Annotated in this window: 13 protein-coding genes; 5 read left to right on the plus strand and 8 right to left on the minus strand. The window is 38.1% G+C overall.

All coding sequences use genetic code 11. The features are described from left to right. Window positions 1-35: 35 nt before the first annotated feature. The 5 genes from BMF77_RS02435 to BMF77_RS02455 all read right to left on the minus strand — a co-directional run bounded on the left by BMF77_RS02435 (window position 36) and on the right by BMF77_RS02455 (window position 3,765). Window positions 36-368: an XRE family transcriptional regulator gene (locus BMF77_RS02435; RefSeq protein WP_015080304.1), complete on the minus strand. Its 333-nt coding sequence runs from the start codon at window positions 366-368 to the stop codon at window positions 36-38. After that, window positions 365-724 carry a type II toxin-antitoxin system RelE/ParE family toxin gene (locus BMF77_RS02440; RefSeq protein ID WP_015080305.1) on the minus strand — a complete coding sequence of 120 codons (360 nt, stop codon included), beginning with the start codon at window positions 722-724 and terminating at the stop codon, window positions 365-367. The genes BMF77_RS02435 and BMF77_RS02440 overlap by 4 nt, the downstream gene beginning before the upstream one ends. 58 nt (window positions 725-782) lie before the next feature. After that, complete coding sequence (locus tag BMF77_RS02445; RefSeq protein WP_148760365.1) at window positions 783-1,934, minus strand: beta-ketoacyl-ACP synthase; 1,152 nt, start codon at window positions 1,932-1,934, stop codon at window positions 783-785. 348 nt (window positions 1,935-2,282) lie between these two features. Continuing rightward, on the minus strand, window positions 2,283-3,062 hold the full coding sequence (locus tag BMF77_RS02450; RefSeq protein WP_015080307.1) for a peptidylprolyl isomerase: 780 nt from the start codon (window positions 3,060-3,062) through the stop codon (window positions 2,283-2,285). A gap of 133 nt (window positions 3,063-3,195) precedes the next feature. Next, a complete protein-coding gene (locus BMF77_RS02455; RefSeq protein ID WP_015080308.1) occupies window positions 3,196-3,765 on the minus strand; it encodes a photosystem I assembly protein Ycf4 in 570 nt (189 codons plus the stop codon). A 467-nt stretch (window positions 3,766-4,232) separates the two neighbouring features. Between BMF77_RS02455 and psbD the strand changes: the two genes are divergently transcribed. From psbD to BMF77_RS02475, 4 genes are all read left to right on the plus strand, one after another. Further along, on the plus strand, window positions 4,233-5,288 hold the full coding sequence (gene psbD / locus BMF77_RS02460) for a photosystem II D2 protein (photosystem q(a) protein) (RefSeq protein ID WP_015080309.1): 1,056 nt from the start codon (window positions 4,233-4,235) through the stop codon (window positions 5,286-5,288). Then, on the plus strand, window positions 5,272-6,654 hold the full coding sequence (psbC, locus tag BMF77_RS02465) for a photosystem II reaction center protein CP43 (RefSeq protein ID WP_148760367.1): 1,383 nt from the start codon (window positions 5,272-5,274) through the stop codon (window positions 6,652-6,654). The genes psbD and psbC overlap by 17 nt, the downstream gene beginning before the upstream one ends. A gap of 218 nt (window positions 6,655-6,872) precedes the next feature. Continuing rightward, the gene (locus tag BMF77_RS02470; protein ID WP_148760369.1) at window positions 6,873-7,871 is read left to right on the plus strand and encodes a hypothetical protein; all 999 of its coding nucleotides are present in this window, start codon (window positions 6,873-6,875) and stop codon (window positions 7,869-7,871) included. A 136-nt stretch (window positions 7,872-8,007) separates the two neighbouring features. Beyond that, window positions 8,008-8,634 carry a Uma2 family endonuclease gene (locus tag BMF77_RS02475; RefSeq protein WP_148760371.1) on the plus strand — a complete coding sequence of 209 codons (627 nt, stop codon included), beginning with the start codon at window positions 8,008-8,010 and terminating at the stop codon, window positions 8,632-8,634. 12 nt (window positions 8,635-8,646) lie between these two features. Here BMF77_RS02475 and BMF77_RS02480 read toward each other — a convergent pair whose 3' ends face one another. From BMF77_RS02480 to BMF77_RS02490, 3 genes are read right to left on the minus strand one after another with little or no spacing between them, the layout of a single operon-like run. After that, on the minus strand, window positions 8,647-9,480 hold the full coding sequence (locus BMF77_RS02480) for an SWIM zinc finger family protein (protein WP_148760373.1): 834 nt from the start codon (window positions 9,478-9,480) through the stop codon (window positions 8,647-8,649). A 3-nt stretch (window positions 9,481-9,483) separates the two neighbouring features. Further along, window positions 9,484-10,398 carry a DUF4351 domain-containing protein gene (locus tag BMF77_RS02485; protein ID WP_148760376.1) on the minus strand — a complete coding sequence of 305 codons (915 nt, stop codon included), beginning with the start codon at window positions 10,396-10,398 and terminating at the stop codon, window positions 9,484-9,486. Between the two features lie 7 nt (window positions 10,399-10,405). After that, the gene (locus BMF77_RS02490; RefSeq protein ID WP_148760378.1) at window positions 10,406-13,597 is read right to left on the minus strand and encodes a DEAD/DEAH box helicase; all 3,192 of its coding nucleotides are present in this window, start codon (window positions 13,595-13,597) and stop codon (window positions 10,406-10,408) included. Window positions 13,598-13,790: 193 nt separating this feature from the next. On the opposite strand from BMF77_RS02490, the gene BMF77_RS02495 reads away from it, so the two are divergent. Then, window positions 13,791-15,686: a serine/threonine-protein kinase gene (locus BMF77_RS02495; protein ID WP_148760380.1), complete on the plus strand. Its 1,896-nt coding sequence runs from the start codon at window positions 13,791-13,793 to the stop codon at window positions 15,684-15,686. Window positions 15,687-15,733 lie beyond the last annotated feature (47 nt).

The raw sequence follows: 15,733 nt of genomic DNA on the forward strand, positions 1-15,733 counted from the left end.
AATTCTTGTAGTAAATTCCTTAATCAAGAATTACCTTACTTATCAACATCCATTGCTAAAGCTTCAAAATTAGTAATTGTTACTTCCACATCAGGGAAAATTGCCGTTATTTTTAACTCTCCTCCCATAGCTTCAATAACTTGTCTTAGATGACTAACATACATATCAGTACGATTCTCTAATCTAGAAATAGCAGGTTGTTTAATTTGCAACTTTTCAGCTAATTGAGCTTGAGATATTTTTAAAGCTTGACGTAATTCAGCTAATGCCATTTCTTCTTTTAATGTAGCTGTTTGATTCGCTATTTTGGTTTTTCTTTCTGAGGAGAAATCTTTGGTAAGATTGCTAAACTTTTTATGTCCTGTCATATTAAACCCTCACGACTAATTTCTTCAAGATATTCATCATAAAGACTATCTGCTATAGGAATATATTTTTCATAAAATCGGTTATCTCCTGTTTTATCTCCACCAATCAGTAAAATTGCCACTCGTCGCGGATCAAAAGCATAAAATATTCTGATTGGTTTACCACCGCTTTGAATACGTAACTCTCTTAAGTGGGAATTTTTTGAACCTTTAACATCGGATGAATAAGGAAAGGGTAATTGAGTTCCTTTTTCTTCTAGTAGTTGAACAATGCTGACAATATCATCTTGTTGTTCCTCTCTAAGAGTTTGCCACCAATGTTCAAACTCATTAGTATATTCTATTTCCCAACTCACTTTCTATTATATTACGTTGATGTAATAAATTATAGCTCTAATTTATCAATTTTCACAACTAATAAAAATTTTTACTTGTTCCCAAAGCTATCACGGCATTTTGTCCCCCAAAGCCAAAGCTAAAAGATAGCACTTGCTGAATTTTACTTTCTTGTGCTGATGTGATGAAATTTAAATTAAATTCTGGTTGCTGAAGTCCTACACAGGGAGGTAAAATTTGGTTTTGCAATGCCATGAGTGAAAATGCTACACCTAAAGCTCCAGATGCTCCTAATGTATGACCTGTGCTACCTTTTGTGGAACTAATCGCTAATTTTGGTGAAAACAAGTGTTGAATAATTTTACTTTCAATGCGGTCATTTAACTGGGTAGCTGTACCATGAGTGTGAATGTAGTCTATGTCTGTGGGTGAAATGTGACTACGTTCTAAACATTGTTTAATTGCCATGATTGCACTTTTACCTGATGGTTCTGGTGAATTTCCATGATATGCGTCTGCTGTCAAGCCAAAACCTAGTATTTCTCCATAAATCTTGGCTTGTCTTTGGATGGCTAATTCCGCAGATTCGAGAATCAAAACAGCACCACCTTCACCTAGTACCAAGCCTTCTCGCTGCAAATCAAAGGGATAAGCTCCTGTTTTGGCTAAAGCCCCCATTTGCCTAAATCCGGCAATTGTCAGGGGGGTTATGGGTGCTTCTATTGCTCCTGTAATTGCTCGTTGGTATTGCCCAGTTTTGATCAACATTGTAGCTTGAGCGATCGCCCAAATTCCCGTTGCACAAGCCGCCATTGGGGCTAAAACTGCTGCTGTTGCCCCAATTTGTCGCGCTACAGCGATCGCATTCATCTGAGGTAAAGTATTTAACCAATTATCTAAGTTTAATTCTGCCTCTTCCTGATACATCTGTCGCGCCATGATCTCCCAAGATGCTTGATAACTCCGACTAGAACCAATTACCACCGCGCAATCAGGTAAAGGTGTTATTAATTGAGCATCTTGTAAAGCTGAGTTAACAACTATTTCCGTGAGTGTATTTAATAAAGAGGGTTTTTCAGCAATTAATCCCAGGGGAATTATTCCCAATTCTGGAAATAGTTGATGTAATTTTATTCCCGTTTTTCCTAATACTAAATCTCGCCAACTAGCCTCCAAGCTTTTACCTAAAGCGGAAACTAAACCAATCCCAGTCACAACAACTCTAACCAATTTTAGATTTTATATAAAAATACATGAAGAAGGAGTCAGAAGTCAGAAGTCAGGAGTAAGAATACTTGTAAAATCACGAAACAACTTTAGGCTAGTACCGCAGGGCGGAATTAAAAATTAACAATTAAAAATTAAAAAGCAGATGGTATAAGCTTTTCAGGAATTTTTAATGGTTGCTTAACTTACGCCGTATTGTACTAGTTATCAATTATTTTGACAACTGACAACTGACCACTGACCACTGTACGGGCGAAGCATTTGGAGAACTATTTTTTGCAATGACCGATAATTTATCTTCCAAATGCTTCGCCCCTACTGACAACTGACAACTGACAACTGACAACTAAACTATGGAGCAGTTTTTAGATTTTCCGCGCCTTGAGTAACTTTTGCCGATACAATGCGATCGCCTTGCTCGATTTTGTTCACTACCTCAAAACCTTTGGTAACATTACCAAACACCGCATAGTTACCATCCAAGAACGATAAATCTGCTAAAGCAAAGTAAAATTGAGCAGAAGCAGAATCAGTTGGTTGTGATCTAGCCATAGCGATCGCCCCTTGCTTATGCTGTAACACAGGCTTCTCAGTAATTGTTTTACTGTAAATAGGCTCTTTTGCGCCTTTTGGTTTAATTTCTAACGGTATCCGGCGCTCATTCCCAGTTTTAGGATCAATAAAACCACCTGTTCCCAGTCTATTTTCGGGAAATTTCGGATCTTTACCTTGGGGATCTCCACCTTGAACCACAAAAGGTTGAGGTTCACGGACAACACGATGGAATGCTAAACCGTCATAAACGCCTTTTTGAACCAAATCCACAAAATTACCCGCAGTAATTGGTGCATTTGTGCCATCTATTTCAATTGTAATGGATTGGGGGTTAACGACTTCTCCACGCTTCACCGTCATCACCACCGTAGCTTTACCCTCAAGGCGTGGTAAACCTTTGGTTCCAGGAATACTCTCACTAACAGTTTCTGATACTGTTTGTGCGCTAGTAGTAGCACTGGTAGTCGTTGCCGTTGGGGATGAATTAGAAGATGTTGTACTACCAGTACATCCTCCCAAAGTCAAAGAGCCAATCATCAATAGAACTACAAAAAATTGTGGAAATTTTAACCGCATTGTTAGTGACTGCATTAAACAAAATATCTTCATCTTTTCTGGCCAATTATTCCTTAGATCCCCAGATCCCCGACTTCTCTAAGAAGTCGGGGATCTTATGTTATGGATCTTATTGTTCACCAATTCAAAATCCCTAGAGTCCTTCTAAAGATACTCCTAAAAAACGAGCTAATTCCGCACCTTGGGTTTCCAAATCTGCCAAAGATAACGGTTGACCTACTCGTGTGAGGGGAATATCTCTTCTACCCTTAACCCTAAGATACAAAGCACGTTGAGGATTCAGACCTTCTTTAATCACAATCCTGACAGATTGTACATCTGCAATCCTGCCATCAATTTGGATTTGACGGTTTTTCCCTGGAAACCCCCAACGAAAGATTTTTAATGTCCCCGTTTCCCGATTGAACTCATTATAACCGCCGCCTAAATCCCACAGCACCACGAGCCACAGATATGTAGCTAATAGCAAGCCAGCAGAACCATATAGTCCCATCACCAATCCTTGAGGGACAAATATTAGTTGTGTTGCATCAGTAACTATGAGTAAATTAACTTTGAGATAACTAGAGATACCAGCTAAGAAAAAACCACTGGCTCCCATAGTTACAATGCTTGCCCACCAGTAGTTACTAAACCGACGTGAACCAAGAACCTTTTGAGAGAGGAGGTTCTCGCTTTTGTTAATTGTTGTTGATACGGTCATTAAACTGCCTTGGACTATCTTTCTCAAGTCTGCCACTGAAGCAGTCTGGATTGCAAGTTATCAAAGAATTGAGCAGAAATTTTATCCTGAACTTGAAGGATTTTAGGCCGCAGGGCCTGCGCCCCTAGGAAGATTTCTGAGAAAACCTATGTCCAATTGTTAAAATTCTGATATGGATAGAAAATATTTAACTTCCTGTTCTATATCCAGCCCAAACTCTGAGGAATGTGATAAGTTAAGAATCATTGCGTTACCACAATCTAGATTGCTAGTTAACGGTAGCCGATCATATGAGAAATGATCACTTTGTCAAGTAGTCAGTTCTCACAATCTTAGCTTCTGCAAGGCTGCTGGGTTTGTAAAAAAACGTTGAATTCCTCACGGCAGATGATATAAATCAGTAAAACTGTGGAAACACTGCTTAAAAAAACGGGGCAATTTTAGTAAAAAACGAGGATTTTAGTTAAATGACCATCGCAGTTGGACGCGCCCCCAGTAGAGGGTGGTTTGACGTATTAGACGACTGGCTAAAGCGCGATCGCTTCGTATTCGTAGGTTGGTCAGGAATATTATTATTCCCCTGTGCCTTTCTTGCGTTGGGCGGTTGGCTGACCGGTACAACATTCGTCACTTCCTGGTACACCCACGGACTAGCATCTTCTTACTTAGAAGGAGCTAACTTTCTAACAGTAGCAGTATCCACACCAGCCAACAGCATGGGGCATTCCCTGTTGTTCCTGTGGGGTCCTGAAGCTCAAGGTGACTTCACCCGTTGGATTCAACTCGGTGGTTTGTGGCCTTTCGTAGCCCTACATGGCGCATTCGGTTTGATTGGCTTCATGTTACGCCAATTTGAAGTAGCCCGTCTCGTCGGTCTGCGTCCTTATAACGCTCTTGCTTTCTCCGGTCCTATCGCCGTATTCGTCAGCGTGTTCCTGATGTATCCTTTAGGGCAATCTAGCTGGTTCTTTGCACCTAGCTTTGGAGTAGCCGCAATTTTCCGTTTCCTCCTATTCCTACAAGGTTTCCACAACTGGACACTCAACCCCTTCCACATGATGGGTGTAGCGGGAATCTTAGGTGGAGCTTTACTTTGTGCCATTCACGGTGCCACAGTAGAAAACACCCTATTTGAAGACGGTGAAGGTTCAAACACTTTCCGCGCCTTCAACCCCACCCAAGCTGAAGAAACCTACTCCATGGTGACAGCAAACCGTTTCTGGTCACAGATTTTCGGAGTTGCTTTCTCCAACAAACGTTGGTTACACTTCTTCATGTTGTTTGTCCCTGTCACAGGCTTGTGGATGAGTTCCATTGGTATCGTTGGTTTAGCATTAAACCTCCGGGCTTATGACTTCGTTTCCCAAGAATTACGGGCAGCCGAAGACCCAGAGTTTGAAACTTTCTATACCAAAAACATTTTACTAAACGAGGGTATCCGCGCTTGGATGGCTCCTCAAGATCAACCCCACGAACAGTTCGTATTCCCAGAGGAGGTACTCCCACGTGGTAACGCTCTCTAATAGAGTTATTAGTGGTGGACGCGACCAAGAATCCAGCGGCTTCGCTTGGTGGTCTGGCAACGCCCGTTTAATCAATTTATCTGGTAAACTACTTGGCGCTCACGTAGCCCATGCTGGTTTAATCGTCTTCTGGGCTGGAGCAATGACTTTGTTTGAAGTCTCTCACTTCGTCCCAGAGAAGCCTATGTATGAACAAGGCTTGATTCTGCTTCCTCACCTCGCCACACTGGGTTGGGGCGTTGGTCCAGGTGGTGAAGTTTTTGATACATTCCCCTACTTCGTTGTCGGTGTACTTCACCTGATTTCCTCCGCAGTTCTAGGCTTTGGCGGTATTTATCATGCCGTTCGTGGTCCTGAAACCCTAGAAGAATACTCTGCCTTCTTTGGTTATGACTGGAAAGACAAGAACAAAATGACCAACATCATCGGCTTCCACCTGATCATCTTAGGATGTGGTGCGTTGTTGTTGGTGCTGAAGGCTATGTTCTTTGGTGGAGTTTATGATACATGGGCTCCAGGTGGTGGTGATGTGCGTGTGATTACTAATCCCACACTCAACCCCGCTGTTATCTTTGGCTATTTAATTAAAGCTCCCTTCGGTGGCGAAGGCTGGATTATTAGCGTTGATAACATGGAAGATATTATCGGCGGTCACATCTGGATTGCTTTCACTTGTATTGCCGGTGGTATTTGGCACATCTTCACAAAGCCTTTTGCTTGGTCACGTCGGGCCTCCATTTGGTCTGGTGAAGCTTACCTATCTTATAGTTTAGGTGCGCTTTCTTTGATGGGGTTCATTGCCTCTGTCATGGTGTGGTTTAATAACACCGCTTACCCTAGCGAATTCTATGGTCCTACGGCTGCGGAAGCTTCACAAGCTCAAGCCTTAACCTTCTTGATTCGTGACCAACGCTTGGGTGCTAACGTCGGTTCTGCCCAAGGGCCTACAGGTCTAGGTAAATACCTCATGCGCTCTCCATCTGGTGAAATCATCTTCGGTGGTGAAACCATGCGCTTCTGGGATTTTCGTGGTCCTTGGTTAGAGCCTCTTCGTGGCCCCAACGGTCTTGATTTGGAAAAAATCAAGAATGATATTCAGCCTTGGCAAGCTCGCCGTGCTGCTGAATACATGACTCACGCGCCTTTGGGTTCTTTGAACTCTGTGGGTGGTGTGGCTACAGAAATTAACTCCTTTAACTATGTGTCTCCTCGCGCTTGGTTGGCGACTTCACACTTCGTTTTAGGATTCTTCTTCCTGATTGGTCACTTGTGGCACGCAGGCCGCGCCCGGGCTGCTGCTGGTGGTTTTGAGAAGGGTATTAACCGTGAAACAGAACCAGTAATGTTTATGCCTGACCTCGACTAGGTTGTTTTTAGCTTAATTTCATTACTGAGAATATAATGCTTTTGATAGCTCTTGCCTCACCGCAAGGGCTTTTTTTGTGGTTTTCTGTGTAAGTTCACACATTAAGCTTTATTAAGTAAGAGTAAAAATTTAAAATAAATTTTGCACAGGTACTTACAATAATTAAACATTGCTGCTAATATATAATGTAACAAATCAATCTTACTCAGGGTTAAGCAATGAATAAGCTAAAGTTCGGCACATCTGTATTAACAGTTGCTGCTGGTTTGGTAATGGGGACATCAATAAATCAAGTTGTTATAGCTGAGGAAGTTGTTGTAGAACCAATTACTCAGCCAGTAGTTACAAATGAAGTTATTGCCACATCAATCACTCCTGAAAAAACTGAAACTCATCCTCAACCAGGAACTTTCAGTTATAGTGCTGGTGATTTACTGGCAAAAAGACCACTGGATTTAGATATATTTTGCAAAAGTTATCCTTTAAATTCTCGCTGTACTGAGCGTTCTACTCCATCAAAACCACAGGGGGGAGAGTCAAAACCTACTCAAGAATCTAAACCTACCGAAGAAATGAGCCAAACTTCTGTAAAAACTAGAGGTTGGGCAATTACACCTGAAATTAGTACATTAGGTGTTGGTGCAACAGTCACTAAGTCCATAACACCTAATGTCAATGCTAAATTAGGCATTAATGGCTTAGGTATAAGTAGAGATATTAGCTTGTCCGATGTTGATTATAAAGCTAACCTCAACCTATTTAATGTGTCTACCCTCGCTGACTACCATCCCTGGAAAAATGGCGGTTTCCGTTTGACTGGAGGCTTAGTATTTCAGGACAATAATATAGAAGGAACTGGGAAACCCAAGAATGGTGTGACCATTAGGATCAATAACAAAGACTATAACAGCAAAACTGTGCTTACATCATTGAACGCTAAAGTTTCCTTTGAAAATAGTGTAGCACCATATATTGGACTGGGTTGGGGTAATGCTGTGAAACCTGGTAAACATTTGGGATTTTCGGCAAATTTAGGGGCAATGTTTTCTGGCTCCCCAAAGGTATCATTAACACCTGGGTTTGGTCCAGATGCAACGGATGCTATAAAAGCGGAAATTAATAGTAACATCGAAGCAGAAAGGAAAAAACAAGAAAGCGATCTGAATTGGTTGAATATTTATCCTGTTTTTTCTCTTGGTATTTCTTACCAATTCTAGTTGACAATTTGGGGTGTGTCAGATGTTGAAAATATATTCATTATTACTGAGTTATCAACTTTGACGCACCCTAAAAAAATCCGAATTTTCATTTGCTATAATTAAATTAACTTGTATTTTATTCTTAGATATCCAAATGATCATCACCAAACATCGCGCTGATAGAGTTATGCTTTATAACATCAGTTGGCAACAGTTTGAAAATCTGCTGCAAGATTTGGGAGAAAATCGTGCTGCTAGAGTGGCTTATGATGATGGAAATTTGGAAATTATGACACCTTTACCAGAACACGAGTATTATAAAAAAGTTATCAGCACTGCGGTTGAAGATATTGCCGAAGAGTTGAATTTAGACTATGAAAGTTTGGGTTCTACCACGTGGAAGCAAGAACGCAAAATGGCAGGAATTGAAGCTGATGATTGTTTTTATTTTCAAAATGAAGCATTAGTTAGGGGTCGGTTAGATTTAGATTTGCAAAAAGATCCACCTCCTGATTTGGCTTTAGAAATTGATGTTACTAGTAAATCTTTAAATCGGTTTTCTATTTATGCTCGTTTGGGAATTCCTGAGATTTGGTGTTATGATTCTGGCGAATTGAAGATTTACCTTTTGCAAGCTGGGGAATATCTGGAATCTGAGAAAAGTTTAGTATTTCCTAGTTTAGAAATTCGGGATTTACCACAAATAATTGAACAAAATCGGGCAAATGGTAGAAGGGCAATTAGAAAAGCTGTTAGGGAATGGGTAAGGAGTAAAAAGTAAGAGAAGAAAAACTTATTGTCCCACATTCATCGCTGCTATAAATGCCTTTTGACTCACATCTTGATAAATGGCTTTTAAATATTTCATCACCAATTCACTAGCAGGTAAATTAGTTGTATTTTCCTCATCTTTCGCTAAGGGAATTGTCCCTAATACATCTAATACTGTTTCACTAACAGCAGGTGAAATAACTACTAAAGACGATTCTAACGGCTGATTATATTGCCAAAAATCATCTATTTTAACGGGATATTGATGTTCAGAAACTTCTGATTGAATTGCCGATATTTCTTGAATTGTTTCTACATTTTTAGTGCTGCGTAATTGACGTAAATCGCTGATAATTTGCTCTTTTGTGCGCCCACGTAATTGAAATAATACAAAAGGGTCTTCACTAAAGCGATCGCCTAATTGATAATATACTGCACCTATATGTTTACAAGGAACGGCTTTATCAGGACAAGAACATTTACTGTGAACATCAGTCAGAGTAAAGGGAAACAATGATAAACCATTACTGATAAAAACTTCTTCAATATTTTGTGGCATTTCCCCCGCTAATAACTTAGCCGCAAAAATCGCCTTTTGAGACATTGTTTCCACCACATAACCCCATTCTTCCTCACTAAAAGCATCAAGAGATAAAGAAACTTTATAGGGTTCTGTTTCACTCCCTTGGACTTTAGCTAATACTTTTGCAGCTTTAAATTTAATACTCTGAACATTTCCTTGTCGAGAATAATTTCTTGCCCGTTCTAAGCGCTTTTTAAATCGGTAAGAATCCAGTAAATCGAGCCATCTTTGTGACCACCATTCCCGACTCGCTTGTAAAGTTTCATTACTCATATATCAAAGATTATCTAACCAATTTTGTAAGTCTTTTTCAGTCTCTAAATCAAATATTGCCTCTCCCAAAGCTTCAATGATTTCTATATTTAAAATTCTAATTTTCGTTGCTAATTCCAGATCAATTTGTCCAAATTTCCTATTAATTAAACGGAGAATTAAATTTTTTTCTCTTTCAATTCCTTTTTCAATCCCTTCTTCCATCCAACTGGTGACAATTTGCATAACTTCCTCCTTTTCTTCTTTGATTAATGTACCTATTTCTGTTTGAAATTTCTCTTCTTCTATTTTATTCAATCTCAAATATGTGTCAATGAAACCTGATATTAATTGCATTTTGGCTGGATTTAATTTTAAGGTGACTAATAACCTTAAACATTCTGCTTTGACTTTTGGCCTATCTTCTGGCACTATGCTCATTTTTGACATCAAAGCCGATGCAACTGGATTTGGACGGGCTAAAAAGTCTCGCCAGTTGAGTTGATTCAGTTGCACTACTTGATAATTAAATTTTAGCACTTGAAAATCAGGAAAGTTGATTTGATAGTTATTTACGGCTACGGTTTTGGGTGAGTTGTAGGAAAATATAACTATCGGATAGATTGGTAAGTCCAATTTTTCATCTAATCTGGCAAAATAACGAAACATTCTTTGATTAAATTTCGGTCTTGCACCTGATTCGGCTTCAATATGAATCACAAAATAAGAAGGTTGACCTAAAAATTTAACTTTGGCTATCAGGTCGGTTTCATATTTGTCTCCTGCGGTAACATCAGTAAATATTTCCTTGTCTAAGAATATAATTGATTCTGTGTCTATATATTCAAGAACTTGAGGAAAGAATAATTCTATAAATTCTATGAAAAAAGTTGATATTAGTTCTTTGAATAAGCGGTCATGGTCTATGTTTTCTGTCATATCTTCCTTAAACTTCATCTTCTTCGATGACTGCATTCCGATCTAATATTAATAAGTTGCGAAGTTGGTCTGTATCCATTTCCGTTAACCAATCTTCTCCTGCACCTACTACTTGTTCTGCGAGTTGTTTTTTACTTTCTATCATATCATTAATTTTTTCTTCTAAAGTCCCAGTACAGACGAATTTATGAACTTGAACATTGCGAGTTTGACCAATTCTAAATACTCTGTCTGTGGCTTGATTTTCAACTGCGGGATTCCACCATCTATCAAAGTGAAATACATGATTTGCCCTAGTTAAATTTAAGCCCACACCACCAGCTTTTAACGATAAAATCATAATTGGTGGTCCTTGGGGGTCATGTTGGAATCTATCAATCATTTCTTCTCTTTGTTTTTTGCTGGTACTACCATATAAAAAGAATATTTCCCGTCCTAATTTCCTTTCTAAATAAGGTCTTAGCAATTTACCCCATTCAGCAAATTGTGTGAAAATTAAAGCGCGGTCTTCTTCTACTAAAACTTCATCTAACATTTCCTCTAGTCGTTGTAATTTAGCTGAATGATGTTTTTCTAAAGTTGTTAATTTTAAATATTGAGAAGGATGATTACATATCTGTTTTAGCTTCACTAATAATCCTAAAATCATCCCCCGACGTTGTAACCCTTCCGCAGATTCAATTGCTACTAAAGATTCATCTACTAATTGTTGATATAGTGTAGCTTGTTCGGAAGTTAAGCCACAAAAAACCGTCATTTCTTGCTTATCTGGCAAGTCTTGAATAATGTCTTTATCACTTTTTAATCGTCGCAGAATAAAAGGTTGAACTAAAGAACGTAATTGATTTAAAGAAGCAGTATCACCATACTTTTCAATCGGCATAGCAAACCGTCTTTGGAAAAATTGTTTATTACCTAAATATCCAGGATTAAGAAAATCTAAAATAGACCATAATTCTTGTAATCTATTTTCTACAGGTGTTCCTGTTAAAGCAATCCGAAATGTGGTTTCTAATTGCCGAACTGCTTGTGATTGTTTTGCTTCTGAATTCTTGACATTTTGGGCTTCGTCTAAAACAATTATTTGCCATTCAATTGCTTTCAATAACTTAATATCGCGGTGAATCAGTGCATAGCTAGTAATTACTATATCGTGTTTATTAACTGCTTCTGTAAATGCTTTACCTTTAGGGCGTTTATCACCGTGATATTCTAAAACTTTGATTGTGGGGGCAAATTTTTTGACTTCTTTTTGCCAATTGCCCATAACTGAAGTAGGACATACTAAAAGCGTCGGTTTTTCTAATGCGTTTTGTTCTTGGAGATGAAGTAGGAAAACTATAAACTGTACCGACTTACCTAATCCCATATCGTCCGCTAAACAAGCGCCCAAACCCCATCTTTCTAAAAACGCTAACCAAGCTACACCACGTTCTTGATAAGGTCTTAATTGTCCGGTAAAATTGCCAGGAGTTGGTAAAGTTTGAATTTCTTGATTATTAGTTAATATCCCAATTAATTCTTCCAATGCACCAGAAGCTTCAAAACTGACAACAGGTAATTTTTCAATTACTTGAGTATCTCCTTTACTAATGCGTAAAGCATCTTCTAAGGAAAGAGACATTTGTTCTTTACGGGAACTAAAAAAAGTTTGGGCAGTTTTAATATCTTGGGGACGCAATTCCACCCATTCACCATTAATTTCGACTAAAGGACTATTTAATTTTACCAGTTTATCAAACGCAGCTTTAGAGATTGTTTGTCCACCAATTGCCAAATGCCATTGAAAATTTAATAAACTTTGTAAACCCAAGCGTCCTGATTTTTGTTGAGGAGTTTCGGCACTAATTTTCAACCCTAAACGATTTGCCCACCCTTCCCGATTTGCTAAACTAGGAGGTAAAATTACGCCTAAACCACTATCTTCAAATCTCCAAGTTATAGCTTTGATAAATTCATAAGCTTCCATGGGGGTAAGGTGACAAAATTCGGGAGATGCGGTTTCTAAACTAGGGGTAATTATCGGATACAATCGAGAAGCTAAACCCAAACCTCGCAAAAATGTTTCTTGAGGTTGTGCGATTGTGCGATTTTGATAAACTAATTTTTCTACAGATTGATGCCAAATTGTCGCTGCGTCTATTAAAAATTCTGGGTTATCTGCTGCTTGGAGAAAATATTTTAAAGTCCAATTTGGGTCTTCATTTTCTGGAGGCAGTAATTGAAAACAAGTTCTAAATAAAGCTTTACCTGTAAGTTGATATTGTAAAGGTAAAGTCCAAGCTTTTAACGTAGTTTCTAAACCTTCTCCTCCTGCTGCATCAATTATATTATTTTCATTAATTAATCCTTGTAACCATTGCTGTAATGCCGCAGGTAATGACATCATGATTCTAGGTTCAAGAGGAGATTGAGAACCAACCATTAACCGCAATTGATTATCTGTAATATTATTGAGAAATGATAATATAATTTCTTGAGGTAATAATGGTAAATCAATTGCTATATTTTCGGTAGTTTGTTGATATGTTCGACAAGCTAAGGGCATTTGTGAGGCGAATTTCTCTAACCTAGTGACATCTACAGCACTATCTAAAAGTACCTGCCATTTAGCAATTAAATTACTATCTTGTTTTTCAACAGTTGGTAAAAATTTACAACGAGAAATTAAGTCTAAATGCCATCTATAAATATGTACCCAAAAATGAATGTCTGCTCCTAATAAAGCTGATTTACTATCATTTGTACTCAAAGGTAAAGATGAGAGAAATTGAATTGCTAATGCCGGAGTGAGACAAAAACCATCAATTTGCCAAGGATGTAAATATTGTGAAGATGGAGAATCTATATCTACGCTGACAGAATGAACTGGAGAAATTGTTGTCAGTTCTGATTTCTTATTTTCTAAAAAATAAGTTGGTAAAGAAATTATTTGTGAATGAATAGGTAATTTTGTTTCTGTTGCTGATTTACTTTTAATTCTTTGTTTAGTATTATTAGATGGTTGAATTAAATGAGCAATTGATAAATTAGATGCTTCTAACCATTCATTTAATTCCCCTGATGTCATAGCCAATGGATGTAAAGGAATTTCAGCAGATACTTCAGTCTGTCCCTGTGAAGAACGCCAAGTTTCTCCCCAAATAAAGAAATAGCTATTTTGATTATTTAGTATCCAAGTTCCGTGTAAAATTGCCATGTTCAAATATACTAATTATTTTTTTAATTGTGATGTCGCATCTTTAGCTAGAGCGAAAGATACTGAATCTGTCCCTCTAACTTAAATAGTAACAAACGTTGGACTGAAACAAAACTTTTACAGTCTGATTTTCAACAATCCCTACTTATAGTAAAATCAAAATATACTGTTATACTTATTCCCTCTTAGAAATATGAGCATCTACCCAGATTTCCAAGCACAAGGCTATGAGGTTACTAGAGAATTAGGACGCAACCGTGAAGGTGGTAGAATTACTTGGTTAGCAACAAATCTTAACACAGGGCAACAAGAAGTAATTAAACAGTTTTGTTTTGCTCAAGCGGGTTCAAGTTGGTCTGGTTCAGAAGCCCACGCACGAGAAATACGGGTACTGAAAGGATTAGATCATCCTGGTATTCCCAGTTACTTGCATTCCTTTGAAACTTCCGATGGTTTTTGTTTAATTCAAGAGTATATTCATGCTTCCACTTTAGCAGAGCCTCGCAGTTTTTCACCGGCAGAAATTAAACAAATTGCAGTTAAGATTTTAGAAATTCTCGTATATTTACAAAATCGGATTCCGTCGGTAATTCATCGAGATATCAAACCAGAAAACATTTTAGTAGATGAACAAATCAATGTTTATTTAATTGATTTTGGTTTTGCTCGTATTGGTAGTCATGATGTGGCTGGAAGTAGTGTATTTAAAGGAACTCCTGGTTTTATTCCCCCAGAGCAAATGTTTAAACCAACAAACGCTACAGATTTGTATGCTTTGGGTGCAACTTTGATATGTTTATTAACAGGAATCAAGTCAACAAAAATAGATCAATTACAAGATGCAGATGATCCTTATTTAATTAAATTTCGTCATCTTTTACCCCAGGTAAGTTTGCGGTTTATCGGTTGGTTGGAAAAAATGGTACAACCGAAGCAAAAAGACCGATTTACTAATGCAGAATTAGCTTTAGAATCACTCAAACCCCTTGATGTTATTCGTGTACCAGCAGTTGATTTTAGTGAGACGGTTTTAGAGTTTAAAGCGAATAGGCTGGGGGAAAAATTAACTAGGGATATTACTATTGAAAATCCTATACCAGATACTTTATTAGAAGGTAAATGGGAAGTTGGATCTCATCCTCAAGACCCTCCCCATACACCAGATAATCATGCTTGGATTTCAGTTAAACCTGGTAAGTTTAGCAGGAATCATATTCTTTGTCAGGTTCAGGTGGATACGAGTAAATTAATGGCGGATAAGCAGTATAAACGTCAATTGATTCTTCATAGTAATGCTTATCCAGCGAGTCATACTTTAACGGTGAAGGTACAAACGGCGGCTTTACCAATTGAGAAGAGGAAATTACCCTATTTAGGATTAATTAAACTGTTTTTAATAACTGCCGTGTTAGCTATAGCTACGACTTTATTTATTACTTATACTGCAACTTCAGTGACTATTTGGTTATTACAAAATTTGGGATACGAAAGGATGCTTTATATGCTTGGAGTGTGGGGTATTGTTACACTTATCGGTGTATTTTGGAGTTTGAGTAAAGTAGTTACAAAATTAAGAAATACAAAAACAACCTCGTATTCATATTCTGATGAACCTCAGACTGTGAGTGAATATCTGAGTTTGGCTGTAGCTGTTTCTGTGGGTGGATCTGCGGTTGGTCTTCTAGTTGTGTCTGTTGTTAAATTTACAAGTAAACCTACCACTTCTGATATAGGTTTTCAGCTTTTTGATTTGTTTTTCGCGGTTTGTTTTTTGGCTTGTATTTTGGGTATCATTTATGGTGTGTGCTGGGTTGTATATTGGCTTATTGATCGAGTTATTTATCGAGTTGTAGATTTGGTGGTGGACTTAGCTAAAGATTCGTTTATGGCTAGACTGATACTACTCGTCTTAGGATCTGGAATTAGTATAGGAACAGGAATAATAATAGGCTTTCTGAATCCATTTATTTTGTTAGCACTAACTGGAACGAGTTTACCTGCACTTTCTATGCTGCTTTATCCACCTCTAAAAAGACGTAAATTAATTGCTAAATATCGTCAGTCTGAGGAATCTTTAATTAAGCCGTGAAAATGTCAGTCATGTAGGTTGGGTTAAGCGACAGCGCAACCCAACAA

Origin of the sequence: Dolichospermum sp. UHCC 0315A (genome assembly GCF_008121535.1) — a bacterium.
GTDB lineage: Bacteria > Cyanobacteriota > Cyanobacteriia > Cyanobacteriales > Nostocaceae > Dolichospermum > Dolichospermum lemmermannii.

Bases quoted from the DNA above. Each gene is read 5' to 3' on its own strand.
- BMF77_RS02435 (WP_015080304.1), bottom strand. From the start codon at position 368: ATGACAGGACATAAAAAGTTTAGCAATCTTACCAAAGATTTCTCCTCA.
- BMF77_RS02450 (WP_015080307.1), bottom strand. From the start codon at position 3,062: ATGCGGTTAAAATTTCCACAATTTTTTGTAGTTCTATTGATGATTGGC.
- BMF77_RS02455 (WP_015080308.1), bottom strand. From the start codon at position 3,765: ATGACCGTATCAACAACAATTAACAAAAGCGAGAACCTCCTCTCTCAA.
- psbD (WP_015080309.1), top strand. From the start codon at position 4,233: ATGACCATCGCAGTTGGACGCGCCCCCAGTAGAGGGTGGTTTGACGTA.
- BMF77_RS02470 (WP_148760369.1), top strand. From the start codon at position 6,873: ATGAATAAGCTAAAGTTCGGCACATCTGTATTAACAGTTGCTGCTGGT.
- BMF77_RS02475 (WP_148760371.1), top strand. From the start codon at position 8,008: ATGATCATCACCAAACATCGCGCTGATAGAGTTATGCTTTATAACATC.
- BMF77_RS02480 (WP_148760373.1), bottom strand. From the start codon at position 9,480: ATGAGTAATGAAACTTTACAAGCGAGTCGGGAATGGTGGTCACAAAGA.
- BMF77_RS02485 (WP_148760376.1), bottom strand. From the start codon at position 10,398: ATGACAGAAAACATAGACCATGACCGCTTATTCAAAGAACTAATATCA.
- BMF77_RS02490 (WP_148760378.1), bottom strand. From the start codon at position 13,597: ATGGCAATTTTACACGGAACTTGGATACTAAATAATCAAAATAGCTAT.
- BMF77_RS02495 (WP_148760380.1), top strand. From the start codon at position 13,791: ATGAGCATCTACCCAGATTTCCAAGCACAAGGCTATGAGGTTACTAGA.